This is a genomic window from Streptomyces sp. NPDC026301 (genome assembly GCF_055567935.1).
Genome location: NZ_JBVHPN010000035.1, coordinates 1 through 26,366, shown reverse-complemented (window position 1 = coordinate 26,366; position 26,366 = coordinate 1). Strand labels below are relative to the sequence as shown.

The following is a 26,366-nucleotide window of genomic DNA, read 5'->3' as shown; positions in this document are numbered from 1 at the left end:
AAAAAAAAAAAGAAGCAACAGGCCATTCACCCAAAAGGGGGGGGGGGGAAAAAAAAAAAAACCACCCCCCCCCCCCCCCCCCCCCCCCCCCCCGCCGCCCTTTCGTATGCCGGGTCAGGCCTTGCGGCCCCGGTCGCGGAGCGCCTCGATGCCCGCGATCTGCACGTCCAGCGCGTAGGCGAAGTCGCGCTCGCGCATCTCGCGGACGCCGACGCCCTGCTGGATCTTCAGCGCCTTCGCCGACATCTCCATCGTCTCGGCGAACTCCGGGCGGTCCTGGACCGCCCCGACGACCTCCTGGAAGTGCTCGTCCAGCGTCTTGCCGGTCTCCCGGCAGCGCTCCTCGTGCAGCCCCTCGATCGTGCTGAAGCCGTAGACGAACTGGAAGACCGCGCCGAGCGCCCCGGAGATCTCCTCCGAGGAGAGCCCGCTGCCCTGCATGACGCGCAGCGTCGCGTTGGAGAACGCGATCGCGTGCGGGCCCACATTGAGGTACTCCCCCAGCAGCCGCGGCGCCCAGCGGTGGGTGACCAGCACCTTCCGGTACCCGGCGGCCAGCTGCCGCAGGTGATCGCGCCAGTCCGCCTCCGGATCGCTCTCGTCCGGCAGGTCGATCTCGCCGGCCACCGCGTCGATGGCCAGCTCCAGCAGGTCGTCCTTGGTGTCGACGTACCAGTACACCGACATCGCCGTGACGCCGAGCGCGGCGGCCAGCCGGCGCATCGAGAACTTCGCCAGCCCCTCCGCGTCCAGCAGCCGGACGGTGGTCTCGACGATCTTGTCCAGATCCAGTCCGGCCGGCTGGTCCGCCTTCCGTTTCAGCGGCGGACGTTCGGTCAGCCAGACACTCTGCCGCGGTTTCCCGGCGCGGCTGCCCGTCGCTGCCATGGCCGGCCCTCCCTCATCGCTGAACTGGTCGTACGCGGTTCTGCCGCCTCGATGCTATTCCGCTTCGGCACGGGGGTGCCCCGCCCGTTCGGCGCGTTCGGCGCGGTCGAGCAGGATGCCGGCGAGCAGCCCGCCCGCGAACACCGCAGCGGCACCGACCAGTTGGCTGGTCTGGATGCCGGATGCGAAGGCGTCCTGTACGGCCGCGCGATCCGCGTCCGTACGGGCTGACGCGAGCGCGGCGGGCAGCGAGCCGGCACCGGCCGCGACCGCCGGGAGCAGCGCCGCGAAGCGGGAGTTGAGCACCGCGCCGAGCACGGCGACGCCCAGGCCCTGGCCGCACTCCATGAGCGTGCCGTTGACGCCGGCGCCGACGCCGGCCTTGGCGGGCGGGATCGCGGACATGATGGCGTTGGCCATGGCCGGCATCGACAGCGCGACGCCGATGCCCATGACGATCAGCCCGGCGAGCATTCCGGTGTAGGAGCCGGCGCCCGACAGCGAGATGGCCGCGAGGCCGGCCGCGAGCAGGGTCATGCCGACGGCGATGGTCCGCGGCGTGCCGAGCTTGATCATCAGGCGGCCGGCGATGCCGGAGAAGTTCAGGACCACGGCGGTCAGGGCGAGCGGCGCGATGCGCAGGCCCGCCTCCAGCGGCTCGTACCCGAGCACCAGTTGCAGGTGCTGGGTCAGCAGGAACATCGAGCCGCCCATGCCGAACGCGACGAGGATGCCGCCCGCGACGGCGCCGACGAACTTCCGGTCGCGGAAGAAGTGCATGTCCAGCATCGGGTGCGGGGTGTGCAGCTCCCAGCGCGCGAAGACGGCGAGCGCGAGGAGGCCGACGAGGGCGGAGCCGAGCACGCGGGCGGAGAACCAGCCGTGGTCGGGGCCCGAGATGATCGCGAAGACGACGCAGACCATGCCGATCATGGACAGCAGGGCGCCGGGCAGGTCGGGGCGGTCGCCGGAGGGGTTCTTGGACTCCGGTACCAGCTTCAGCACGGCGATCAGGCCGATGAGCGCGACGGGGATGTTGATCAGGAAGATCGAGCCCCACCAGAAGTGGTCGAGCAGGGTGCCGCCGATGAGCGGTCCGGCGGCGAAGCCGAGGGAGTTGACCGCTCCCCATATGCCGATCGCCTTGGGGCGCTCCTCGTTGTCGAAGATCTGGACGACGACGGCGAGGGTGGTGGTCATCAGCAGCGCGCCGCCGATGCCCATGCCGGCCCGGGCGGCGATCAGCTGCCCCGCGGACTGCGCGAAGCCGGCGCACACCGAGCCGATGCCGAACAGCACCAGGCCGATGGCCAGCATCTTCTTGCGGCCGTAGCGGTCGGCCGCGTTGCCGGCGGTGAGCAGCAGGCCGGACTGGACCAGCGAATAGGCGTTGATCATCCACTGGATGTCGGCGGTGGTCGCGCCCAGCTCCTTGTTGAGGGAGGGCACGGCGACGTTGAGGATGGTGTTGTCGAGGAGGACGGTGAGCTGCGCGAGGCAGATCACGCCGAGGATGATCCAGCGCGTGGGATGGCGCGGCGGGCTCTCGGCGGGTGCGGCAGCGGAGGCCACGGGGGACATGCAGGCTCCCTGTACGGATGTGAGCGGATGGCCTACACCGTACAGGGACGCCTTATACGCCGTACATTTGGTTTTTCGGTCGAGCGCGGTCGGTCGGAGGGCTTACGTCGTGGGGGCGGTCAGGTCGTACAGCGTGGCGCTGCCGACGGTGACCTTCTTGTAGTGCTGCGACACCCAGGAGGTGATCTTCGAGGAGCTCCCCTGGCCGCCGCCCGGACCGCCGCCCATGCCGCCGCCCAGGAAGTAGTGGATCTTCCCTTCCTTCACGTGCTGCTGGAACTGCGCGAGCGTCGGGGACGGGTCGCTGCCGTTGAAGCCGCCGACGGCCATGACCGGCTTGCCGGTCGCCAGCTGGTAGCTCGCGGCGTTCTGCGAGCCGATGGACGCGGCGACCCAGGTGTACTCGTCGGCGTCCGCGAGCAGCTTGGCCTTCGCCTCGGCGCTGACCTGCGAGCCGTTGAGCAGGCCGCCCATGCCGCCGCCTCCGCGCATGGCGCCGCGCTCGGCGGTGCCTGTGACCGTGCGGGGCGGCATGCCCGTCTTGCCGGGGCCACCCTGGCCGGGGCCGCCCTGGCCGGGCTGGTTCGGCCGGTTGCCCTGGTTGCCCGGCGCGCCGCCGGCCCGGCCACCCGGCATCCCCGGAGGCCCGCCCTTGCCGCCGCCGGGACGGCCGCCGCCCATGCCTCCCGGGCCGCCCATGCCGCCGGAGACCGACGGGCCTGCCGTGATGATCGAGCCCGTGTGCGGGGTGGTCACCGTGTTCACCGTGTACGCGAGGGGCCCGGCCAGCGAGGTCGCGAGGCCCAGTCCCGCGGCGCCGACGGCCAGCCGGCGTCCGGCGCCGGAGGCGCCCCGCCCGAAGACCGCCAGCGCGACCGCCGCGAACAGTCCGCCGATCAGTACCACCCAGCGCAGCCACGGCAGCCACGTCGGCGACCGGTCCAGCAGGACGTACGACCAGACCGCCGTGCCCGCGACCGTGGCGGCGAGCACCGCCGTCGCCGCGATGTGCTGCCGCCGCTGCCACAGCTGCGCGGCGCCCATGCCCACCAGCGCCGCGATGTAGGGCGCCAGGGCGATGTTGTAGTACTGGTGGAAGATCCCGGACATGAAGCTGAAGGTCGCGAAGGTCATCAGCAGCGCGCCGCCCCAGGCCCAGAACGCGTCCCGCTGCCGCGCCCGCAGCACGTCGGTCGCGCGCCGGGCCCGCCACAGTACGTACAGCCCCGCGATCAGCAGCACGAAGGCCGCAGGCAGCAGCCAGGAGATCTGGCCGCCCATGTCGGAGGAGAACAGCCGGTCGATGCCGGTCTGGCCCCAGCCGCCGCCTCCGCCCCGGCCACCGCCGCCCCCGCCGACGCTGCCGGTCTCGTTGCCGCTGATCCGGCCCAGGCCGTTGTAGCCGAAGGTCAGCTCCAGGAAGCTGTTGTTCTGGGAGCCGCCGATGTACGGGCGCGAGGAGGCGGGCCACAGTTCGACGAGCGCCACCCACCAGCCGCCGGAGACGACGACCGCGAGCCCGGCGAGCAGCGTCTGGCCGATGCGCTTGCGGACGGTGGTGGGCGCGCAGAGCAGGTACACCAGCGCCAGCGGCGGCAGGATCAGCCACGCCTGGAGCGTCTTGACCAGGAAGGCGAAGCCGAAGCAGAGCCCGGCCAGCACCAGCCACTTGGTGCGGGCCTCCTCCAGGGCGCGCAGCACGCAGGCGATCGCGCAGACCATCAGCAGGCAGAGCAGCGCGTCGGGGTTGTTGAAGCGGAACATCAGCGCGGCGACCGGGGTGATCGCCAGCGCACCGCCCGCGAGGAGTCCGGCGCCCGCGCCGAAGCGCCGGCGCACGGTGGCGTACAGCACGCCGACCGTCGCGACGCCCATCAGCGCCTCGGGCACCAGGATCTGCCAGGCGCCGAGCCCGAAGAGCCGTACCGCCAGGGCCATCGGCCACAGCGCGGCCGGCGGCTTGTCGACGGTGATCGAGTTCGCGGCGTCCGAGGAGCCGAAGAAGAACGCCTTCCAGCTCTCGCTGCCGGCCTGGACGGCCGCCGAGTAGAACGAGTTGGCGTATCCGGAAGCGCCCAGGCCCCAGAGGTAGAGCGCGGCGGTGACCGCGAGCAGGAGCAGCAGTCCGGGGCGGGCCCAGCGCGGATCGGCACGCCGCTCCGGTGCCGGCGGCCCGGGCGGCGTCTCCGTCCGCTGAGCCTCGTACGTCGGTGGGGCGGTCATCGGGCGCTCCTGTCGGTGGTGCCGTCGTGCGCGGGTGCGGCGCCCGGGAACACCCAGGCGCGGAAGAGGAGGAAGCGCAGCACGGTCGCGGCGAGGTTCGCGGCGACCAGTACCGCCAGCTCCGTGCCGTGCGAGGGGGCGCCGGCCGCCGCGTTCAGGGCCGCCAGCGAGCCGCTGGTCAGCGCCAGGCCGATGGCGAAGACGACCAGGCCCTGCGCCTGGTGGCGGACCGCGCGGTCACGGCCCCGTACGCCGAAGGTGAGCCGCCGGTTGGCGGCGGTGTTGCCGAACGCGGAGACCAGCAGGGCCAGCGCGTTGGCGAGCTGCGGCCCGACGCCGAGCCGGAAGAGCGAGTACAGCAGCAGGTACGCGACCGTGCTGAGCGCGCCGACCACGCAGAAGCCGACCAACTGGCGGGCCAGCCCGCCCGGTACGCCGGTCAGCTGCCGGTCGCGCGGGTCGTCGCCGAAGGGCCGGGCCAGCCGGTCCAGCGGCAGCCCGCCGGTGGCCAGCGCGCGCCCCACCCGCCACACGCCCTTGAGGTCGTCGGTCGCGGTCTTCACGATGTGCACGGTGCTGTCCGGGTCGTCCACCCAGTCCACGGGTACTTCGTGGATGCGCAGCCCGGCCCGCTCGGCGAGGACCAGCAGCTCGGTGTCGAAGAACCAGCCGGTGTCCTCGACCATCGGCAGCAGCCGCTCGGCCACGTCGCCGCGGATCGCCTTGAATCCGCACTGCGCGTCGCTGAACCGGGCGGCCAGCGAGCCGCGCAGGATCAGGTTGTAGCTCCGCGAGATGAACTCCCGCTTGGGGCCGCGCACGACGCGCGAACTGCGGGCCAGCCGGGAGCCGATGGCGAGGTCGGAGTGGCCGGAGATCAGCGGGGCCACCAGCGGCAGCAGCGCGTTCAGGTCGGTGGAGAGGTCCACGTCCATGTACGCGAGGACGGGCGCGCCGGACATCGACCAGACGGTGCGCAGCGCCCGGCCGCGGCCCTTCTGCTCCAGCCGTACCGCGGTGACCTCGGGGATCTCGTCGTCGAGCCGGGCCGAGACCTCGGGGGTCGCGTCGGTGCTCGCGTTGTCGGCGATGGTGATCCGGAAGCCGTACGGGAAGGTGCGGGCCAGGTGGTCGTGGAGCCGCCGTACGCACGGTTCGAGGTCGCGCTCCTCGTTGTATACCGGGATCACGACGTCCAGGACGGTCGTGGTGCGGCCGGGGCGCAGGTGCTCGCGCGGCGGCAGGGAGCCCAGCGGGACGGTGGCCCGAGCGGGTCCCGGGGCCGGGGCCTGAGTGGGGCCCGGGGCCGGTTGGGAGCCCGGGGCCGGCTGTGTCGTCGTCATGCCTCCGACAGTCGTCGGCCCCGCTGTCACGACCGTGTGGTGAGGCTGTGCCCTGCCTGTGAGTCGGTACGGGGGGCCTGCGGGGCCGGTTCGGCGGGCAGCCGGACCGTGAAGGCCGTGCGGCCCGGGGCGCTGTCCACGCCCACCTCGCCGCCGTGCGCGGCCACCACCGCGCGGACGATCGCCAGGCCCAGGCCGGTGCTGCCGGCGGCCCGCGACCGCGAGGCGTCGCCGCGCGCGAACCGCTCGAAGACGCGCGGCAGCGTCGCCGCCGGTATGCCCGGGCCGTCGTCCACGACCTCCAGCAGGACGGACGGGCCGTGCCGGGCCACCCGCGCGGTGACCGTCGTGCCCTCCGGCGTGTGCGTGCGCGCGTTGCCGAGGAGGTTGACCAGTACTTGATGCAGGCGTGCCGCGTCGGCCCGTACGAGCGCCGGTGCCGCGGGGAGTTCGAGCCGCCAGTGGTGGCCGGGACCGGCCGCGCGCGCGTCGCTGACCGCGTCCACGACCAGCGGTGAGAGATCGGTGCTCGCATACGAGAGCGGGCGTCCCGCGTCCAGCCGGGCGAGCAGCAGCAGGTCCTCCACCAGCCCGGTCATCCGGGTCGCCTCGGACTCGATGCGGCCCAGCGCGTGCCGGGTGTCGGGCCCGGGGTCCTCCCTGCCCCGCCGGGTCAGCTCGGCGTAACCGCGGATCGAGGCGAGCGGCGTGCGCAGCTCGTGGCTGGCGTCGGCGACGAACTGCCGTACCCGCGTCTCGCTCTCCTGCCGCGCGGCCAGCGCCGAACCGACGTGCCCCAGCATCCTGTTGAGGGCCGCGCCGACCTGGCCGACCTCGGTACGCGGATCCGCCTCGGCCGCCGGCACCCGCTCGTGCAGCGCCACCTCACCCTGGTGCAGCGGGAGTTCGGAGACCCGGGTGGCGGTGGCGGCGACCCGGCGCAGCGGCCGCAGCGCGAGCCCGACCATGGAGGCGCCCGCGATGCCCGCCGCGATCAGCCCGGCGGCCGTCACACAGACCTCGACCACGATGAGCGTGCCGACCGTCTCCTGCACCTGGTCCAGCGGGAAGCCGACGACGATCGAGCCGTCGCCCGTGGACTCGACCCGGTAGTCGCCGAGTCCGGGCAGCGTGGCGGTGTGCGGCTCGCCGTCCCGGGGGACCGCCGCCAGCGCCTGGAGCTGTTCGTCGTTCAGGGCGTCGAGGTGGTCGGAGAGCTCGTGGCTGCTCGAATCGTTGCTCTTCGCGCCCTGCTCGATGTCGCCGTCGGGCGCGACGCGGGCGCCGACGGTGGCGATCGGCTGGCCCGGCATGGCGATGAAGTCCAAGCTCTGCCGCTTCAGCGGATCGTGCGCGACCGGGCCGCCCTGCGTGCGCCGCACGGACTCGCCCAGCTGGTGGTCGAGCTGGGTCTGGAGGTAGTCGTGCAGCGCGATGGCGGTGACCGTGCCGATGACGGTGCCGACCACGGCGATCAGTGCCACGGCGGCCACCACCAGCCGGGTGCGCAGCGACCACGGACGCCGTCCGGAACGACCCTTGGACGTACGGGACATGACTGCCTTCCGCCTCTTCCCGCCTACTCGCCGGGCTTGATCAGATATCCCGCGCCGCGCCGGGTGTGGATCATCGGGCTGCGGCCCGCGTCGATCTTCCGCCGCAGGTAGGAGATGTACAGCTCGACGACGTTGGCCTGGCCGCCGAAGTCGTAGGACCAGACCCGGTCCAGGATCTGGGTCTTGCTGAGCACCCGGCGCGGATTGCGCATCAAGTACCGCAGCAGCTCGAATTCCGTGGCCGTGAGGTGGATGTCCACCCCGCCGCGCGACACCTCGTGACTGTCCTCGTCCAGCACGAGGTCGCCCACCGCGAGCACCGACGAGGGGCGTACTGCGGCGGCACCGGCCCGGCGCAGCAGCCCGCGCAGCCGGGCGACCACCTCCTCCAGGCTGAACGGCTTGGTGACGTAGTCGTCGCCGCCCGCGGTCAGCCCGGCGATGCGGTCCTCCACGGCGTCCTTGGCCGTGAGGAAGAGGACCGGCACGTCGGGCAGGTCGCGGCGGAGCCGGCCCAGTACGGTCAGGCCGTCCATGTCGGGCAGCATGACGTCCAGGAGCACCGCGTCCGGCCGCCACTCGCGCGCGGCCCGCAGCGCGCTCACGCCGTCCCCGGCGGAGCGGATGTCCCAGCCTTCGTACCGCAGCGCCATCGACAGCAGGTCGGTGAGCGACGCCTCGTCGTCGACGACGAGCACGCGCACCGGGCTTCCGTCGGGGCGCAGCAGTTCCGGGTGCTTCTTCGTGGAGGGCAGCGATCCGGCAGTGGCAGTCATACCGGCAAGGCTGGCCGCGGCCTCTGAGAACCCCCTTTCCCCCACCTGTGAATTCCCTGAGAAACGCATGACGGTGCAGCAGACGTGCCCGATGAGCGGGCAGCGGGGCGCATGACCGGCTGGGCCGCCCCCCGCGCGGTCCAGCCGGTCTCACTGGTAAAAGCATGGCAGGCACCACTGACAATCGGCCCTGAGCGCGGGGGCGGAGAGCCGACCGCGGCGGGCCGGGGCCCGCTCAGAGGCCCAGCAGCCTCGCCGCGTTCCCGTAACAGACCCCGCGCAGCCAGTCGTCGCCCAGCTCCACCCGCGTCAGCGCCTCCAGCGCGTGCGCGTACCCGTACGGGATGTTGGGGAAGTCGCTGCCGAAGAGGACGCGGTCGCCGAGGTACGCCAGCCGCCCCCGCTCCGCGCGCGGGAACGGCGCGGCCCGCTCGGCGAAGTCGGTGAAGTTCATCGTCGTGTCCAGGTGCACGCTCTCGTACCGCTCGGCCAGGTCGAGGAAGTCGGTGTACTCCGGCATCCCCATGTGCGCGATGACCAGCCGCAGCCGCGGGTGCCGGGCCAGCACCCGGGCGACCGGCTCGGGCCCGGTGTGCTTGCCGGGCGCGGGCCCTGACCCGCAGTGCACGACGACCGGCGCCCCGGCGTCCTCGATCAGCCCCCACACCTCATCCAGCCGGTCGTCCGCCGGGTCGTAACCGCCGACCTGCACATGCGCCTTGAAGATCCGCGCCCCGCCCGCCAGTTCCGCCCGTACGTAGGCAGCCGCGCCGTCCTCGGGGAAGAACGTCGCGGTCCGCAGGCAGTCCGGCGTGCGCGCGGCGAAGCCGGCCGCCCAGCCGTTCAGCCACTGGGCCATGCCGGGCTTGTGCGGATAGATCATCGAGGTGAACGCGCGGACGCCGAAGCCGCGCAGCACGGCGAGACGTTCCTCCTCCTCGTACCGGTACGTGATCGGCCACTCCCGGCCGACGAGCGGCCCGGCCGCGTCGAAGTACGCCCAGACCTTGTCCAGCACCCGCTCCGGCATGAAGTGCGTGTGCACGTCGATCAGTCCGGGGAGCCCCAGCTCCCGCCAGAACGCCTCGACCCGATCGTCACCCTCGGCCGCCATCCCGCACGCCCCTCCGCTCGTCCGTTCCGCCGTGCTCAGAACAACCCCTCCTGCCGCCCCTCGTCCGCGCCGCTGTCCAGCGGCACCACCGCCGCCGTCGTCACCTTCCCCTCCGTCGCCCGCAGCACCCACCCGGACAGCAGCCGAGTGTCCACGACGAGCACCGGCCCCGCACCGGCCTGTTCCAGGTACAGATCCGAACCGGCCGCCGCCAGCACAGCCCCGACGATCTCGTCCCCCGCGCGCAGCGCCGCGATCCCCGCCACGGTTCCCGGCTCCGCCGGAATGCGGTCGAGCCCGAACACCTCGGCGTGATCGACGTACGCGTACGGCGCCGTCCCGAGCGCCTCCGGCCAGCCCGGCAGCGCCTGCGCCTCGCGGTGCAGCGCGGCCACCGCGGCGGCCCGTTCGGCGGCCGGCGGCAGCGTCCGCCGCGCCGCCCGCTTCTCCGCCTTGCCGAACCGGTCCCGTACCGCCAGCGCGCTCCCCAGCAGCGCCTCGGCCCGCCGCGCGGCCATCAGCGGCCCGCGCCCCAGCCAGGAGTACCCGACCGCGCCCTGCTCCAGGAGGCGCGCCGCGCCCCGTTCGGCCGCGGTGATGCCCACCTTCAGCAGGCCGGGCCCGAAGTACGCGAGGTAGACGCCGTACGGGCGCGGGTCGTCGGCCATCGTGTCCGCCGCCACCGACCGCGAACGGTCCAGCCGTGCGCAGTCCGGGCACTGGTCGCGCGCGCCCGCCCCGTCGAGCACCGCTTCGTGCGGACAGACGGTCCACCGCCCGGCCCGCCGCACGCCCAGACAGCGCCGCTCACCCTCCGCCGCGAACGCCAGCGGCCGTCCGGCGGGCAGCGCGCTCAGCCGCTCCCCGGCGCGCTCCGGGTGGCACCAGCCCAGCCCGAACTCCTCGCCCGACCAGCGCGGCCCCGTGCACCGCCACCTCGTCGCCATCCGCCTGCCGCCCTTCGCCCCGCCGTCCTCACACCGCGGCCTTCGCCCCCGCCTTCGCCAACGCCCCCGCCTTCGCCCCCGTCTCCGGCCCCCGGAACGTGCTCCGGTACTGGCTCGGCGACACCCCCAGCGCCATCTGCAGATGCTGCCGCAGCGACGCCGCCGTGCCGAACCCGGCGTCCGCCGCCACCCGGTCCACCGACAGGTCCGTCTCCTCCAGCAGCTGCCGCGCCCGCTCGATGCGCTGCTGCGTGAGCCACTGCAGCGGCGAGATCCCGGCCTCCTCCCGGAAGCGCCGCGTGAAGGTCCGTACGCTCATCGACTCGCGCGCGGCCAGTTCGCGCAGGCTCAGCGGCCGGTGCAGCTGCTCCAGGGCCCAGGCCCGCGCCTTGGCGGTCGTGGAGAACTGGCGCTCGGGCACCGGGCGCCGGATGTACTGCGCCTGGCCGCCCTCGCGGTGCGGCGGCACGACCGTGCTCCGCGCGACATCGTTGGCCACCGCGGCGCCGTGGTCGCTGCGCACCATGTGCAGGCAGAGGTCGACGCCGGAGGCAACGCCGGCCGAGGTCAGGACGTTGCCGTCCTCGGTGTAGAGCACATCGGGGTCCACGCACACCGCGGGGAACAGCCGCCGGAAGTCCTCCGTGGACCGCCAGTGCGTGGTGGCCCGCCGCCCGTCCAGCAGGCCCGCGACGGCCAGCACGAAGGCGCCCGTACAGATCGACGCGACCCGGGTCCCCGGCCTGATCCGGCCCAGCGCCGCGGCGAGCGGCGCGGGCAGCCGCCCGTCCTCCGGGGAGTAGTCCTCGTGCGAGGCCGGTACGACCACCGTGTCCGCCTCGGCCAGCGCCTCCGGCCCGTGCGCCACATTGATCGAGAAGTCGACGTCCGTCCGCACCTCACCGGGCTCGACGGCGCAGGTCACCACCTCGTACAGCGGCTCCCCCGCGGCCGATCTGGCCTGCCCGAAGATCCGGTGGACGATGCCCAGCTCCATCGGCAGCAGGCCGTCCCGCACCAGGACCGCGACCCTGTGCAGCCCGCTCTCCGTAAAAGCACCCATGGCCCGATTCTTTCACACCATGGCCATCAGGCCACTCGTTTCGAGGCACCGCGCCACCGAGGATCGAGGACATGAAGATTCTCTGGCTCTACGCCCACCCCGAGCACCGCTCCCTCAACGGCCGGCTGAAGGACGACGGCATCGCCGCCCTGCGCGCCGAGGGCCACGAGGTCCGGGTCTCCGACCTGTACGCGATGAAGTGGAACCCGGTCGTGGACGCCGACGACTACGGCCACGACCCGGCCGACCGCCTGGACGTCGCCAACCACTCGCGCGAGGCGTACGAGAGCGGGCGGCTCGCCCCCGACATCGCCGCCGAGCACGAGAAGCTCGACTGGGCGGACACGGTGATCGTCCAGTTCCCGCTGTGGTGGTACGGGATGCCCGCGATCCTCAAGGGCTGGTTCGACCGCGTCTTCGTGAAGGGCTTCGGGTACGGCGTCTCCGACGAGGCCACCGGGCGCACCCTGCGCTACGGGGAGGGCCGGCTGGCCGGCAAGCGCGCCATGGTCGTGCTCACCGTCGGCGCCCGCGAGCGCGAGCTGGGCCCGCGCGGCATCAACGGCGGCCTGGACGCCATCCTCTTCCCCCTCCAGCACGGCACGCTCTGGTACGCGGGCATGTCCGTCCTGCCCCCGGTCCTCGTCGCCGGCGCCAACCGCTTCTCCGACGAGCGGTACGCCGAGGCCGCCGCCCGGCTGCGCGAGCGCCTGAGCACCCTCGCCACCACGCCCCCGATCCCGTACCGCACCCAGAACGGCGGCGACTACGACGCGAACCTGACGCTCCACTCCCACCTCGCCCCGGGCCGGGAGGACCTCGGCATCCACGAGCAAGCGTGACCCGGGGGCGGCAGGAAAAGCCTCACCGCGAAAACACCGAGGGCCCCGTCGATTCCTCGACGGGGCCCTCGGTCTGCTGTGCGCTCGGCAGGATTCGAACCTGCAACCTTCTGATCCGTAGTCAGATGCTCTATCCGTTAAGCTACGAGCGCCTGGCTTTCCGGCCGTCTGTTCGACCGGGCAGCGATGCGCAGGCAACATTACATGACCTGCGACGCAAGACGAAAACGTGGCACCGCACAGTGACAGCGGCACCAGCGGCAACGCGAAAGCCCCGTCGATCTCTCGACGGGGCTTCCCTTGCTGTGCGCTCGGCAGGATTCGAACCTGCAACCTTCTGATCCGTAGTCAGATGCTCTATCCGTTAAGCTACGAGCGCTTGACTTCCCGGCCGTCTTTTCGGCCGGTCGGCGTTGCGGGAACAACATTACATGAGCCGGGCCGCAGCGCGAAATCCATTAGGCACGCCCAGCCTGACCTGCGAAAACAGTGAAGCCCCGACCAGCTGGCCGGGGCTTCACCCAAGGGCGGAGGCGGAGGGATTTGAACCCTCGATGGGCTTTAAGACCCAAACCGCATTAGCAGTGCGGCGCCATAGACCGGACTAGGCGACGCCTCCACGCAAACGCCACCCGCGCGAACGCGATGTGGTGTGTGCAGATGATGGCACAGCTCAGCGTGCTGTCACCAATCGAGGTCTACGGTACTAGGCGCGTGGCCCGCCGGGCAAAGCGCTTCCCGGCACTTCCCGCCGATACGGACCGCCGATACGGACCGGCGTCGCGCTGCGCGGTCGCGCGGTTGCGCAACGTACGGCGCGGTGGAGCGTTAGGAGGGACAGGGGTGCCCACCCCCGTTCGTCCCGAGTCCCACGCCCTGGAGAGTCCAATGGCGCTGCGCCGCATTGCCGCACTCGTCCTGACCGCCGCCACCTGCGCCGTCGCGCCCGCCGTCGGCGCGCCGACGGCCGGTGCCGTCACCCCGTCGGAGCAGCACCGGCTGATGCCGATCCCGCTGTCGCAGGGGGGAGACCGGCTGAAGGTGACCGTCACCGACTCCGGCAGTACCGCGATGGACGGAACGCACGAACTGAAGTGCCACCCCGCCGGCGGCGACCACCCCAAGGCGGCGGAGGCGTGCCGGGCGCTGGACAAGGTGACGCGCTGGGGCAAGGACCCCTTCGCGCCCGTCCCGCCCGACACGGCCTGCACGATGCAGTACGGCGGGCCGGCCACCGCGCACGTCACCGGCCGCTGGGCCGGGCGCCCGGTGGACGCCACCTTCAAGCGCGACAACGGCTGTGAGATCGACCGCTGGGACAAGCTCGTCCCGCTGCTGCCCTCCGCCGCCGCCCAGTAGAGGCCGAAAGGGGAAGCCCGAGTCGGCTCAAAAGTCGACGTCAGGGCGGTACCGGGAGACGGGGACCGGAGGAAGGCAGGACGGAAGAGGTGGTTCCGCTTCCCGTGAAAACCGGCCCAACAAGCGGGAAAACCGGCCGGGTTTCGTGCCCAAGTAGGGCCCCAGATCAGGACGCGGGGCACATGTCGGGCGTGCGGCGAGTCGCACAGGGCCGTGGCATTACCTCCTCGTCATCCGCCTCCGCGTCCCCGCCCGGTGCCCGTAGACTCCCTTCCAGTGACACGCCACGGTGGGTTTCAGTCACACACCACGGTGGGTGTCGGCAAGATGCGGTCGTCAGGGAGGAAGCGTCGTCGTGAGCAGCAGGCCATCCCGGGGCGCTGCTCGCCTCGCAGCCATACTCGACGCACTGCCCGACGCGTTGTTGCTGGTCAACTGCAACGGCACGGTCGTCAACGCCAACACCATCGCCCTGGAGACGTTCGAGGCACCGGGCACGGCCCTGGTGGGCCGCGGCCTGCTGGACCTGCTCCCGACCTTCGACTCCAAGCGCATCCCCGGCTCCATGCGGCGCCCCGACGTCACGCCCGAGGGCGGGCGGCAGAAGCCGACGCGGATGGTCGCGCGGCGCACGGACGGTACGGAGATGCTGGTCGAGGTGACCAGCGCCAACCTGGAGGACGGCCGCACCCCGTACGAGTCGGCCTTCGAGGCGGCGTACGCGGACCACCGCTCCTCGTACACCGGCGACGAGCTGCTGATGCTCGTCGTCCGCGACCTCTCCGGGCAGCTGGACATCGAGAGCGAACTGGCCCGCCAGCAGCGCCAGACGGAGATGATCCTGCGCGCCGCCGCCGAGGGCGTGGTGGGCGTGGACGCGGACGGCAAGGTCGTCCTGGTCAATCCGTCCGCCGCGCAGATCCTCGGCTACCGGGCGAGCGAGCTGGGCGGCAAGGAACTGCACCCGCTCATCCACCACTCGCGCGCCGACGGCAGTCCCCTGCCCTGGGCGGACACCCCGCTCGCCGACACCCTCAAGTCCGGCCGCAAGCACCGGGTGCGCGGCCAGGTCCTGTGGGCGAAGGACGGCCGCGCGGTCTCCGTCGACCTGACGACCGCTCCGGTACGGGACGGCGAGCAGCTCGTCGGCGCCGTCATGACCTTCACCGACCGGCGCCCGATGGACGCGCTGGTGGCACGGCAGGCCCAGCTGCTCGCCGTACTGGACCAGTCGCTGCGCGGCCCGCTGGAGCAGCTCCGCACCGAGCTGGGCACTCTGGCGTCGGACCCCGCCGGCCAGCTCTGGCCGGAGGCCAACCAGGTCCTGCACCACCTCACGGCCGGCTACAGCCGCATGACGACGCTGGTGGACAACGTCCTCAGCTACCAGCAGCTCGACGCGGGCACGGACAAGCTGCAGCGCACCGAGGTCTCGCTGGACGCGGTGGTCGCCGCGGGCGTGGAGGGCGCGGTCGAGCTGATCGGGCCCGGCCGCGCGCAGTTCGCTGTGCACGCGCCGCCCCTCAAGGCCGAGGTGGACGCGGCACGGCTGGCGCAGGCGCTCTCGCATCTGATCGCCGATGTCGCGGGCGTCGACTCGACCGGGAACACTCCTGCGGGCGCCACGCCGGCCGGTGACTCCACGATCGTGGTCGCGGCGGCCAAGCGCGGCGCGGTCGTCCGCATCGAGGTACGCGGCCCGTACAGCGGCGGCGACCCGGTGCACGGCCCGATCGTGCGCGGCATCGTCCGGCTGCACGGCGGCGTGCTGCAGACGCACGAGGTACCGGGCGCCGCGGGCGGCAGCGCGTACGTCCTGGAGGTACCGGTCAAGGCGGACGGCTCGGCGGTACCGGCGTCCGGACAGCAGGTCGGCGGCACGGACGGGACGGTGGAGATGCCGGCGTCCGGTGCCGACACCGGTGCCGGTACTGGTGCGGCCGCCGCGGAGGGCGACGGTGGCGGGCGCCGGCGTGCCCGAGGCGGCGCGAGCGGGGCCGGGACGGCCTCGGGCCGGGCGGACGGACAGACTTTGGGGGCACGGACTTCCGGGGCACAGGCTTCCGGTGCACCGGGCGAGGGCGGTACGGACGGCCTCGGTACGGGCGTTGCCGGTGACGACGGATCGGGTAGCGACGGCCGCGGCACGCCGGCCGACCCGCGTGCGCACGCGGGGATGCCGGGCGCGGAGGCCGTGCCGCCGGGCGGCCGGCGGCGGGGCCGGCCCGAGCCGGAGTCCGCGGGCGGCGGGCTGCCCGCGCTGCCGGCCGCGCCCGCTCACGGGAGCGCGGACGCACAGCAGGGGCAGCAGCCGGGCGGCCGTCGAGCCCGCCGTGCGCTCTCCGACACCGCCGGTCGCTCGATCCCGAACCAGCTTCCGGCCCACGTGCCGAGCCAGGGGACGGGCCAGGGGGCGGACCGCGGAGCGGACCAGGGTACGAACGCACCGCAGCAGGCGCCGCAGGGTGGCCTCGAGCAGCAGTCACGCTCGGCCGCGAGCGCGCTGACCCCGGCCGCGGGGCCGGGCCAGCGGCCCGGCGGGCAGGGGCAGCAGCCCGGCGGGCAGGGACCGCAGGGTGGTCAGGGCCGCCGCGGTGATCAGGCGTCCGGTCAGGGCGGGCAGAGCGGTCAGGCCGGCCAGAGTGGCCAGACCGGCCAGAGTGGTCAGGGCGGGCAGGGGCCTGCCGGGCTCAGCCCCGCTCACTCCGGGGGCGCGCCGGCATCGGCGCCCGCCGGGCAGCAGGGCCCGCGCGTGCCCTTCGCGCTGCCGCCGGCCGCGGCCGACCAGCATCAGGCCCAGGCCGCGCAGGCCGCTCAGGCTTCGGCTGCTCAGCCCCCGGCCACGCAGGGCCCGGCCCAGCCGCAGCCCGGTGCGCCGCAGCCGCAGCCCGGCGCCCAGCAGCCGCGGCCCGCGCTGCCCGCCGCGGGGGCGCAGGCTCCCGACCCGCGGGCGACCGCCGCCCAGGCACCCGGTCCGCACCTCCCCGCCCAGGCCACGGGTCCGCAGGGTCCCGCCGGGCCGGGTGAGCCGGTGCCCACCGGTACCGGCCGACGCCGCGCCCGCCGGGCTCCCGAGGAGGCATCCGGTACGGCCGCCGGCGCGCCCGGTACGCCGGGAGCGCCCGACGGGGCCGGTACGCCCGGTGGCGCGCTGCCCGCGCTGCACGGCGCCGGTTCCGGTACCGGGCAGGCCGGTCCGGCCGCCGGTGGCGAGTGGGACACGCCGACCGGCCGGCGCCGCGCGCGCCGCGCCGCCGCCGAGGAGCGGGCCGCCGCTTCGATGGCCGACTCGGAGTCCACCGGTACGTTCGTGGTGGGCGCCGGGGGGCAGGTCACGCACCCCGAGGACGACACCGCGGCCCCCGCGCCGACCGGCCGCCGCCGCGGCCGCCCGAGCCCGGCCGAGGCCGCCGGACCGCACGGCCAGGAGACGCAGGCCGCGCAGGCCGCACAGGCCGCGCAGCAGCCCGAAGACGTACAGCAGTCCCAGCCCCAAGCGCAGCCCCAGGCTCAGCCCTCGGCCCGGCGCAGTCCCTCCGTACCGCGCCAGTCCGCGCCCGGAGAGTCGATGCCCGGACAGGCGGTACCGGGTCAGGGCGCGCCCGGTCAGCAGGGCGCCGCGCGACGGCCCCTGCCCGTACCGGAGGAGGAAGCGGGGCCCGCGGCCGGGCAGCCGGACGGCCGAGCGTTCAGCGTGCGCACGCTCGGGCAGGGCGTCCCCTTCGCCCAGCAGATCGCCGACCAGCACCAGCCCGGTAACGGCCGTCCGGCCCGGCCCGGACGCCACGGCCAGCCGCCCCAGGACGGCCCGCCCACCCAGGCGGGTCAGCCCACCCAAGGCGGCCAGTCCCAGAGCGGCCAGTCCCAGGGCGGCCAGTCCCAAGGCGGCCAGCCGACCGGCGGTGCCAACAGCGCCAACGGCGCCACCGGTACCAACGGCGCCAACGGCACGCTCGGCGGCGCAGGCAGCGCCGGTTCCGGGCGGCGCCGGAAGCTCGCCGCGCCCCCGCAGGACGACGCGCGCGGCACCGGCTCCGAGATGGTGCCCGCCGCCCGCGCCCCGCAGGGCGGGCAGCCGCAGCCGTCGCTGATGGAGTCCACCGAGGGCCGCGCGTTCGCGATCTCCGCGCCGGGCGAGGGCCAGGAGGGCCCCGAGCCGCTGGACGGCCCGAACGGCGCCATAGAGGTCGTGGACCGCCAGCCGCCGCCCATGGACGACGAGCTGCCGCCCGAGCCGCTGGACAACCCGCGCCGGCTGCTGGTGTGGCCGGCGCCGGACGCCTCGACCCAGCAGGCGCTGAGCGACCGCGGCTACCGCCCGGTCATCGTCAACTCCCGCGAGGAGGTGGACGCACAGATCGCGGCGTATCCGGCCGCGCTCTTCGTCGACCCGCTGACCGGGCCGATCACCCGCAAGGCGCTGCAGTCGCTGCGCCAGGCGGCGGGCGCCGCCGAGGTGCCCGTCCTGGTGACGGCCGGCCTGGCCCAGGCGACCCGGGAGGCGGCGTACGGTGCCGACCCGGCCGTACTGCTCAAGGCCCTCGCGCCGCGCGACAGCGAGCAGCACCCGTCGCGCGTCCTGCTGATCGAGGAGAACGACGCCGTCGCGGGCGCGCTCACCACGTCGCTGGAGCGGCGCGGCATGCAGGTCGCGCGGGCCGCCACGGACGCGGACGCGGTCAGCCTGGCCACCCAGGTCCGGCCCAACCTCGTGGTGATGGACCTGATGCAGGTGCGCCGCCGGCGGGCCGGGATCGTGGACTGGCTGCGCGCGAACGGGCTGCTCAACCGCACCCCGCTGGTCGTCTACACCTCGGCCGACATGGACCCGGCGCAGCTGCCGCGGCTGGTGTCCGGCGAGACCGTACTGTTCCTCGCCGAGCGGTCCACCAGCCCGGACGTCCAGGGCCGCATCGTCGACCTGCTCGCCAAGATCGGTACGAACTAGGGCCTCAAGACCTTCCTCGCCGGCCGCGCCACCGCCCAGGCCGCCGCTGAGGCAACGCGGTACGTCCGGGAAACGCGCTCCCGGACGTACCGCTCCCCCGGTCATCCGAGCCGCGTCACGTCCAGCCCGCCGTCCGCGTACTGCTTGCGCAGCACCTTCTTGTCGAACTTCCCCACGCTCGTCTTCGGGACGGCCGGGATGACCGCCCAGCGCTCGGGGAGCTGCCAGCGGGCGATGCGACCGGCGAGGAAGGTCTTCAGGTCCTCGTAGCCGATCGTGGCGCCTTCCTTCAGGACGACCGTGGCCAGCGGGCGTTCGCCCCACTTCTCGTCCGGGACCGCGACCACGGCGGCCTCGGCGACGTCCGGGTGGGCCATCAGGTGGTTCTCCAGCTCGACCGAGGAGATCCACTCGCCGCCGGACTTGATGACGTCCTTCGCGCGGTCGGTGAGGGTGAGGTAGCCGTCGGGCGTGATCGTGCCGACGTCACCCGTGCGCAGCCAGCCGTCCGGGCTGAACTTGTCCTCGGGGCGGAAGTCCTCGCCGGCCGCGCCGCCGTAGTACGCGCCCGCGATCCACGGCCCGCGTACCTCCAGCTCGCCGGCCGACTCACCGTCCCAGGGCAGGTACTCGCCGCCGGGCCCGGCCAGCCGCGCCTCCACGGAGGCCGGGAAGCGGCCCTGCGTACAGCGGTAACGCCACTCCTCGTCGCCGGTCACGCCGGCCGGCGGGTGCGCGACGCTGCCCAGCGGCGAGGTCTCGGTCATGCCCCAGGCGTGCACGACGCGGATGCCGTGCCGGTCCTCGAACGCCTTCATGAGCGAGGGCGGACAGGCCGAGCCGCCGATGACGACCGTGGCCAGGCAGGCCACGTCCCGCTTGGTGGCGTCCAGTTCGGCGAGCAGGCCCTGCCAGATGGTGGGCACCGCGGCGCCGATGGTGGGGCGTACGGTCTCGATCATCTCGGCGAGCGGGGCCGGCTGGAGGAAGCGGTCGGGCATCAGCAGCGAGGAGCCCGCCATGAAGGCGGCGTGCGGCAGGCCCCAGGCGTTCACGTGGAACATCGGGACGACCGGCAGCGCGGTGTCGCGGCTGCTCATGGCGAACGCCTCGGCGTTGTTGACCTGCATCGAGTGCAGGTAGAGCGAGCGGTGGCTGTAGACCACGCCCTTCGGCTCGCCGGTGGTGCCGGAGGTGTAGCAGAGCGCGGCGGCCTGGCGCTCGTCGGTCTCGGGCCAGGCGTACGTCTCGGGGCGCCCGGCCAGCAGCTCCTCGTAGTCGTGGACCTGCGCGGTGGTGCCCTCGAGTACGGAGCGGTCGCCGGGGCCCGCGACGACGATGTGCTCCAGTGTGGGCAACTGCGGGAGCAGCGGGGCGAGCAGCGGCAGCAGCGAGCCGTTGACGAGGACGACCCGGTCGGCGGCGTGGTTGACGATCCAGACCAGCTGCTCGGCGGGCAGCCGGAGGTTGAGGGTGTGGAGGACCGCGCCCATGGAGGGGATCGCGAGGTACGCCTCCAGGTGGACGGAGTTGTTCCACATGAGGGTCGCGACGCGTTCGTCGTCGCGTACGCCCAGTTCGTCGTGGAGGGCGTGGGCCAGCCGCGCGGCGCGCAGGCCGGTCTGCGCGAAGGTCTGGCGGTGCGGCTCGCCCTCCCCGGTCCAGGTGATCACTTCGGCCCTGCCGTGCACGGTGGACCCGTGGGCAAGGATGCGGGTCACTGTCAGCGGTACGTCCTGCATCGTGCTCAGCACCGAGCCTCCCGAAGACCGGTTACGGGTGAGTAGATTTCCGCTGATTCTGCTGCCGTACCACGCGGTATGTCACTACCGCGCGGGAAAATCAGGCGTGTTACCCGTCACGCTACTGTCCGGCTGACGTGCGGAATCGCCGTGCGGGAGGCGGGAGCGCCGCCGCTGCCGCGTCCGCCTCAGACGCAGACCCTCAGGCCGCCCGCGCCAGGTCCGGGTCCTCGCGCAGCTTGGCCAGCGCCCGGGAGACGGCGCTCTTGACCGTGCCCACCGAGACGTCCATCACCTCGGCGGTCTGCGCCTCGCTCAGGTCCTCGTAGTACCGCAGCACGACCATGGCCCGCTGCCGGTCGGGCAGCCTGAGCACCGCGCGCCACATCGCGTCCCGCAGCACCTGCCGCTCCGCGGGATCGGGCGCCGCCGGCACGGGGCCGGGCTCGGGCAGCTCGTCGCAGGAGTACTCCTCGACCTTCCGCTTGCGCCACTGCGAGGTACGGGTGTTCACCAGCGCCCGCCGTACGTAACCGTCCAGCGCCCGGTGGTCCTCGATCCGCTCCCAGGCCACGAAGGTCTTGGTCAGCGCGGTCTGGAGGAGGTCCTCCGCGTCGTTGGGGTTCGCGGTGAGCGAGCGTGCCGCGCGCAGCAGCGCCGGGCCCCGGTCCCGTACGTACGCCGCGAACGACGGGAAGGACGGGAACGAGGCGGCGGAAGGGAGCGACGAGGACGACGGGAGCGCCGTCGGCGACGGTGCCACCGCGGCGGTCGAGGCGCCCTTGCACACTGGCGTGGTCATGCCCTCCACGCTAGAAGCGCCGGGCTCGGCGGGGATCGGCCCGAGGTGCCGAAGCCGCATCCGCCTCAGGTTGTACGGCTGGGGCTGCCGCCACCTCCTCAGGGCGGAGCGCGACCCCACCCCCGTCAGGGTCGGCCCGACGGAGCTCTCCCGGCCGGGCCCGTCCCGACGGGGGTGGCCGGTCACTGGATCACCGCTACCGGAGCGTCGACCCAGTTGCGGTCGATCCGCAGCGCGCGGCCGCCGTGCGTCTCCACGGTGTGGCCGGCGTACTGGTGGATCCGGCGGTTCGGGTGCCAGGCCAGCTCCGGCAGCCACTTCTCACCGTAGGCGGAGGGCGGCGTCTTCCAGCGCGCGAACCAGATGACCGACGGCAGGTCGGTGACGCCCTGCGCGCGCGCCTGCGCCATGTGCCGCACGCCGGAGTTCGCGCTGCTGTAGAAGCCCGCGAGGTAGCCGAAGCGGCGCACCTCGCGGCTCCAGGAGCGGATGAAGCGCAGCGTGACATCCGTGCAGGCGCGGTTGCTCAGGCTGTACGCCTCGATGTCCAGGTAGATCGGGCTGCGCGGCATGATCCCGTACGCGCGTGCCCGGTTCACCGCCACCCTGGCCTCGGTCACGCCCTGGGTGAAGGGGTCGGCGCCGATGGCGTACCGCCGCTTGTGCTTGTTCTTCACGCACGGCGACTGCGAGCCGAGGTAGATGGGCAGCACCCGCCAGCCGGCCCACTTCGCGCCCTGGAACCACTGCGGGCTGAGATTGTGCTGCTTGGGACAGGCGCGGCCGTGGCCCGCGAAATAGACGCCGATGGCGCGGTACCGAGTGCTGTTCCAGGCCCGCAGCGAGCTGACCGCCGGGGCCTCGCACGTGTCGAGCCCGAAGCCCTTGTAGAGGTACGGGCCGTCCGGCGGGGCCTTGGCGGGGGCCCGGGCCGCGGGGCCGGGAGATGCGGCGGGGTCGTCGGCGGCCGCGGCCTCGGCCGCCCGGCCGGCCTTACCGGCGCCGGAAGCCTCCGCCGGCCGCGCGTCACCGGCCTTCGGGGAGGCGGAGAACCAGGAGGGCATCAGCGCTGCCAGCAGGGCGAGGACCAGCCCGACGGTCGGCAGCAGCGCCAGCAAGGCGATACTTTTTGCGGATTTTGTCCATCTCATACGCCGAGTGAACGGGGCGCACTCCGCCACCCGGGAACGGACACGCGGGCGACTCCGCCCGTTCAGCCGTATGCCGGGCGTGGGGGTGGGGGTGGGCGTGTGCGGGGGTGGCCGGGTGGCCGGGTGGCCGGGTGGCCGGGTGGCCGGTCGGTCGGTCGGTTGGCCGGTCGGTCGCCGTGCTCCGCGCCGGAGCCGATGTCGGCCGTCAGTCACCGGCCGTCAGCCACCGGCCGTCAGGCGCCGTCCGCCCCCAGTACCAGCCCGGAGGTCGGCACCCCCGTGCCCGCCGTGACCAGCACCCGGGACGCGCCCGGCACCTGGTTCACGGACGTGCCGCGGATCTGCCGCACGCCCTCCGCGATCCCGTTCATGCCGTGCAGGTACGCCTCGCCCAGCTGCCCGCCGTGCGTGTTCAGCGGCAGCGCGTCCGCCGCGACAAAGTCCGCCGCCTCGCCCGGCGCGCAGAACCCGAACTCCTCCAGCTGCATCAGCACGAACGGAGTGAAGTGGTCGTACAGGATGCCGACGTCGATCTCCCCCGGCGTCAGCCCGCTGCTCCGCCACAATTGCCGCGCCACTACCCCCGTCTCGGGCAGCCCGGTCAGGCCGTCCCGGTAATAGCTCGTCATCTGCTCCTGCGCGCGGCCCGCGCCCTGCGCCGCCGCGGTGATCACGGCGGGCGGGCGCCGCAGGTCACGCGCCCGCTCGGCCGACGTCACCACGATCGCCTGCCCGCCGTCCGTCTCCTGGCAGCAGTCCAGCAGCCGCAGCGGCTCGACGATCCAGCGGGAGGCGGCGTGCTCGGCGAGGGTGATCGGCCGGCCGTGGAAGTACGCGGCGGGGTTACGGGCCGCGTACCGGCGCCCGGCGACCGCCACGTGCCCGAACGCCTCCGGCGTCAGCCCGTACACATGCAGGTACCGCTGCGCGGCCATGGCCACCCAGGAGGCGGGCGTCAGCAGCCCGAACGGGAGGTTCCAGCCGAGCGCGGCGCCCTCGGCGGACGGCTCGCGCCGCTGCACGCCCGATCCGAAGCGGCGCCCGGAGCGCTCGTTGAACGCGCGGTAGCAGACCACCACTTCCGCGACGCCGGTCGCCACCGCCATCGCGGCCTGCTGGACCGTCGCACAGGCCGCGCCGCCCCCGTAGTGCACGCGCGAGAAGAACGACAGCTCGCCGATGCCCGCCGCCTGCGCGACGGTGATCTCCGGGCTGGTGTCCATGGTGAACGTCACCATGCCGTCCACGTCCCCCGGCGCCAGCCCGGCGTCCGCCAGCGCGGCCCGCACCGCCTCGACCGCCAGCTTCAGCTCGCTCCGTCCTGAGTCCTTGGAGAACTCCGTAGCGCCGATCCCCGCGATCGCTGCCCGCCCGCCGAGCCCGTCCCCGCTCCGCACGCTCATACGGCGGCCCCGCCGGCCGGCGCGACGGTGACGGTACCGGTCACATGTCGCCCCAAACCGTTCTCCCCGGTCACGCGCACGACAATCGTCTCCTCCGCGCCCTCTGCCGCTATGACGGTCCCCCGCAATGTCATCGTGTCGCCGGGGTAGTTGGGCGCCCCCAGCCGAATGGCCACCTTGCGGAGTACGCACCGGGGCCCGAAATAATCGGTGATGTACCTCCCGACCAGCCCATTCGTGGTGAGGATGTTCATGAAGATGTCCGGCGAACCCTTCTCCCTGGCCGCCTCGGCATCGTGATGCACGTCCTGGTAGTCCCGCGAGGCAAGAGCCCCGGCGACGATCAAAGTCCGGGTGACCGGCACGACCAGAGGCGGCAACTCACTCCCCACACACGCCCTCGCCGCCACCGCCTCCTGCACCGCTTCCCGTACTGGCTCCTGTACGGGCTCCTGTACCGGCCCCTCTACCGCCTCCTCCACAGGTTCGGTGACGGCGCGGAACACCGGCAGCACCAACTCCCCAGCCACCCGCTGGAACTCCAGCCGTACGGGCATCCCGATGCGCACCTCGTCATGGGCCACGCCCACCACGTCGCTCACCATCCGCACCCCCTCGGCCAGTTCGATCACCGCCACCGCGTACGGCGGGTCGAAGGCGGGGAACGGCGGATGATGCATCACCACGTACGAGAAGACGACGCCGTCGCCGCCCGCCTCGACGGTGTCCCACTCCTGGCTCCCGCAGCCGTTGCACCCCGGCAGCCAGGGGAAACGCAGCCGCTCACAGTCGCCGCACCGCTGGATCAGCAGCCGGTGCTCGGCGACGCCCGCCCAGAATCCGGCGTTGTCCCGATTGACCACGGGCCGAGGCCGACGCGCGGCCTCCTTACGCGCCCCACCCTCCTTCTCCGCGGCCCCGATCCCGGTCCCACCAGGCGCGTACTTGAGCACCCGAAACCGATGCGTCCCAACGACCGCACCCTTCCCGCCCTCACCCCGCCCTTCTCTCCTGGCTCCCCCAGAGGCTGAGAACGCCCCCTCCCCTCCCACCCACACATCCATCCGAGTCGTAACGAAGTACCCGACCCCCAGCTTCGTCGTCTTCCTTCCCGACACCGACTCGATCACCGCGTCGAAGCGGACCTCGTCCCCGGGGCGCAGCGCCCGCAGGTACTCCTGCTCGCAGTCGGTCGCGACCACCGACGTGTACCCGGCGTCGTCCAGCAGCGCGAACAGCTCCTCGTACGCCGCCGACCTGCCCGCGTGCCCAGAGAGTCCGCCCAGGGTCCACGCCTGGAGCATGGTGGGTGGCGCGATCGCCGCGTCCCCTGCGTACGCCGGGTTGGTGTCGCCGACCGCCTCGCACCAGTGCCGGATCATCGCCGCGTTGACCGGATCCTTGCCGGCCCCACCGATGATGGCGGCCCGCCCCGCGTAAGCCTTGAGCCGCTCGTCGAGCCCGGATTCCATACCGCTCACCGCCGCCCCCTCCGCCTGGTTCTCCTCCATACACCGACACACGAACAAGCGGTTCCTGACTGTCCGTCAGAAACCGCCCACTGTCAAGATCCGAAGACTCGAAGACTCGAGGGTTCGAGGGTTCGAGGGTTCGAAGATTGCACAGGTACGGGCGGCCGGCTCTCCCCAGCGCCGGCCGCCCGTCGTCCTCAGGTCACCACAGGGGTCACCAGAGGTTCGTGAAGTTCACCGTCGCGTTCGACTGGTCGACGTGGGTGAACCCCGAGCCGTTCACACTCGCGGTGTTGTTCTGGTTCGACGCTCCATCGCCGTTCGCGACCTGCTGGGTCGTGGTGGAGTTGCCGTTGTTGTCGTTCCCGACGCCGGTGCCTTCCTGGCTCGCCGACACCGCCCCCGACCCGGCCGACGCGAACGAGCCGTTGTCCGCGTGAGCGACCCCGGCGAACAGGGCTGCTGCGAGCGGCAGCGCGGCAACGGCGGCGATGGTGCGAGCGGTACGGATGCTTGCCATGACTTCCTCCTGCGGAACCACTTGTACGGGTAACCCCTGGGTGGTTGGCCGACCCCCCCGGGTCTGTTGCGTAACGACGTCGCGCACCAGAACTGCCCATGCGGCACCCCCCGAACCGACAACCACCCCCGATTCCCCCGCAAGCGTGAGCCCCACCCGTCAAACGTCGCAGCCGACAACCAACGGGGGCGCGAGGGGGTACCGGGAGAGTGCCCGGGGGCCCGCGGACCCCACGAAGGCCCAAGCCCGGCAGGGCGGCAGAGTACGGCCACGGAGCACGGCCACGGAGTACGTCATGGCGAACGCGAAAGGGGTGCCCGCTCGACTCGGGCCCCCTCTGGCGGCTCGGGAATCACAGCGAGACTGGGCTACAGCAGATCCGACACCAACCACTACGGCTCCGAGTTCCGCCAAGCCGCCGGCACCACGAAGACGACATCATGGAACGGTGTCTCCTACTGCGCCTCCATCGTCGCCCTGCCCTCGGTGAGCGGCCAGGCCACGTTCCAAACTCCGCCTGGCCGCCTGCTGCAGGACGAATCGCGGTACCCACACGGCGGGGGGGGGGGGGGGGGGGGGGGGGGGGGCGCGAACGAAAGGGGCAAAGAGGCAAAACACCCCACCCGCCCACCACAC

The 26,366-nt window shown here is 73.1% G+C and carries 17 protein-coding genes, 3 tRNA genes and 1 pseudogene; 3 read left to right on the top strand and 18 right to left on the bottom strand.

All coding sequences use genetic code 11. The annotated features are described in order from the left end of the window. Positions 1–114 precede the first annotated feature (114 nt). The 9 genes from ACZ4MH_RS33480 to ACZ4MH_RS33440 form a co-directional block, all read right to left on the bottom strand. On the bottom strand, positions 115–888 hold the full coding sequence (locus ACZ4MH_RS33480) for a TetR/AcrR family transcriptional regulator (RefSeq protein ID WP_351601362.1): 774 nt from the start codon (positions 886–888) through the stop codon (positions 115–117). Positions 889–942: 54 nt separating this feature from the next. Further along, positions 943–2,469, bottom strand: a complete 1,527-nt coding sequence (locus tag ACZ4MH_RS33475) for an MFS transporter (protein WP_351601359.1) — start codon at positions 2,467–2,469, stop codon at positions 943–945. Positions 2,470–2,571: 102 nt separating this feature from the next. Beyond that, positions 2,572–4,692 carry a mannosyltransferase YkcB-related protein gene (locus tag ACZ4MH_RS33470; RefSeq protein ID WP_351601356.1) on the bottom strand — a complete coding sequence of 707 codons (2,121 nt, stop codon included), beginning with the start codon at positions 4,690–4,692 and terminating at the stop codon, positions 2,572–2,574. Continuing rightward, positions 4,689–6,035 carry a bifunctional glycosyltransferase family 2/GtrA family protein gene (locus ACZ4MH_RS33465; RefSeq protein WP_351601353.1) on the bottom strand — a complete coding sequence of 449 codons (1,347 nt, stop codon included), beginning with the start codon at positions 6,033–6,035 and terminating at the stop codon, positions 4,689–4,691. The genes ACZ4MH_RS33470 and ACZ4MH_RS33465 overlap by 4 nt, the downstream gene beginning before the upstream one ends. Positions 6,036–6,061: 26 nt before the next feature. After that, complete coding sequence (locus ACZ4MH_RS33460) at positions 6,062–7,591, bottom strand: sensor histidine kinase (RefSeq protein ID WP_467754845.1); 1,530 nt, start codon at positions 7,589–7,591, stop codon at positions 6,062–6,064. 23 nt (positions 7,592–7,614) lie between these two features. Beyond that, positions 7,615–8,367: a response regulator transcription factor gene (locus tag ACZ4MH_RS33455; RefSeq protein WP_351601088.1), complete on the bottom strand. Its 753-nt coding sequence runs from the start codon at positions 8,365–8,367 to the stop codon at positions 7,615–7,617. Between the two features lie 235 nt (positions 8,368–8,602). Beyond that, positions 8,603–9,481, bottom strand: a complete 879-nt coding sequence (locus tag ACZ4MH_RS33450) for an amidohydrolase family protein (protein ID WP_351601091.1) — start codon at positions 9,479–9,481, stop codon at positions 8,603–8,605. Positions 9,482–9,516: 35 nt separating this feature from the next. Then, positions 9,517–10,428: a DUF2797 domain-containing protein gene (locus ACZ4MH_RS33445; RefSeq protein ID WP_351601094.1), complete on the bottom strand. Its 912-nt coding sequence runs from the start codon at positions 10,426–10,428 to the stop codon at positions 9,517–9,519. A 28-nt stretch (positions 10,429–10,456) separates the two neighbouring features. Beyond that, positions 10,457–11,491, bottom strand: coding sequence for a GlxA family transcriptional regulator (locus ACZ4MH_RS33440; RefSeq protein WP_351601097.1), 1,035 nt, complete (start codon positions 11,489–11,491; stop codon positions 10,457–10,459). Positions 11,492–11,562: 71 nt separating this feature from the next. Here ACZ4MH_RS33440 and ACZ4MH_RS33435 point away from each other — a divergent pair, with 71 nt between their 5' ends. Then, complete coding sequence (locus tag ACZ4MH_RS33435) at positions 11,563–12,333, top strand: NAD(P)H-dependent oxidoreductase (protein ID WP_351601100.1); 771 nt, start codon at positions 11,563–11,565, stop codon at positions 12,331–12,333. A 79-nt stretch (positions 12,334–12,412) separates the two neighbouring features. Here the strand turns inward: ACZ4MH_RS33435 and ACZ4MH_RS33430 are convergent. The 3 genes from ACZ4MH_RS33430 to ACZ4MH_RS33420 all read right to left on the bottom strand — a co-directional run bounded on the left by ACZ4MH_RS33430 (position 12,413) and on the right by ACZ4MH_RS33420 (position 12,952). After that, positions 12,413–12,485 (bottom strand) — tRNA-Arg (locus ACZ4MH_RS33430). A 154-nt stretch (positions 12,486–12,639) separates the two neighbouring features. Next, a tRNA-Arg gene (locus ACZ4MH_RS33425) sits at positions 12,640–12,712 on the bottom strand. 149 nt (positions 12,713–12,861) lie between these two features. Next, positions 12,862–12,952, bottom strand: a tRNA-Ser gene (locus tag ACZ4MH_RS33420). Between the two features lie 224 nt (positions 12,953–13,176). On the opposite strand from ACZ4MH_RS33420, the gene ACZ4MH_RS33415 reads away from it, so the two are divergent. Next, positions 13,177–13,692: an SSI family serine proteinase inhibitor gene (locus tag ACZ4MH_RS33415; protein ID WP_351601103.1), complete on the top strand. Its 516-nt coding sequence runs from the start codon at positions 13,177–13,179 to the stop codon at positions 13,690–13,692. Between the two features lie 355 nt (positions 13,693–14,047). Then, on the top strand, positions 14,048–18,640 hold the full coding sequence (locus ACZ4MH_RS33410) for a hybrid sensor histidine kinase/response regulator (protein ID WP_467754844.1): 4,593 nt from the start codon (positions 14,048–14,050) through the stop codon (positions 18,638–18,640). A 101-nt stretch (positions 18,641–18,741) separates the two neighbouring features. Here the strand turns inward: ACZ4MH_RS33410 and ACZ4MH_RS33405 are convergent, their stop codons facing one another. The 6 genes and pseudogenes from ACZ4MH_RS33405 to ACZ4MH_RS33380 all read right to left on the bottom strand — a co-directional run bounded on the left by ACZ4MH_RS33405 (position 18,742) and on the right by ACZ4MH_RS33380 (position 25,730). Beyond that, positions 18,742–20,394 carry a long-chain fatty acid--CoA ligase gene (locus ACZ4MH_RS33405; RefSeq protein WP_351593425.1) on the bottom strand — a complete coding sequence of 551 codons (1,653 nt, stop codon included), beginning with the start codon at positions 20,392–20,394 and terminating at the stop codon, positions 18,742–18,744. Positions 20,395–20,584: 190 nt separating this feature from the next. Next, positions 20,585–21,184: a SigE family RNA polymerase sigma factor gene (locus ACZ4MH_RS33400; protein WP_351593428.1), complete on the bottom strand. Its 600-nt coding sequence runs from the start codon at positions 21,182–21,184 to the stop codon at positions 20,585–20,587. A 182-nt stretch (positions 21,185–21,366) separates the two neighbouring features. After that, positions 21,367–22,335 (bottom strand): DUF1906 domain-containing protein, encoded by a 969-nt coding sequence (locus tag ACZ4MH_RS33395; RefSeq protein ID WP_351593431.1) that lies wholly within the window; start codon positions 22,333–22,335, stop codon positions 21,367–21,369. A 233-nt stretch (positions 22,336–22,568) separates the two neighbouring features. Continuing rightward, on the bottom strand, positions 22,569–23,738 hold the full coding sequence (locus ACZ4MH_RS33390; protein WP_351593434.1) for a lipid-transfer protein: 1,170 nt from the start codon (positions 23,736–23,738) through the stop codon (positions 22,569–22,571). 490 nt (positions 23,739–24,228) lie between these two features. Beyond that, positions 24,229–25,210: pseudogene (locus ACZ4MH_RS33385) on the bottom strand (bifunctional MaoC family dehydratase N-terminal/OB-fold nucleic acid binding domain-containing protein); the annotation flags it as partial. Positions 25,211–25,424: 214 nt separating this feature from the next. Continuing rightward, positions 25,425–25,730 carry a hypothetical protein gene (locus ACZ4MH_RS33380; protein WP_351593437.1) on the bottom strand — a complete coding sequence of 102 codons (306 nt, stop codon included), beginning with the start codon at positions 25,728–25,730 and terminating at the stop codon, positions 25,425–25,427. Positions 25,731–26,366 lie beyond the last annotated feature (636 nt).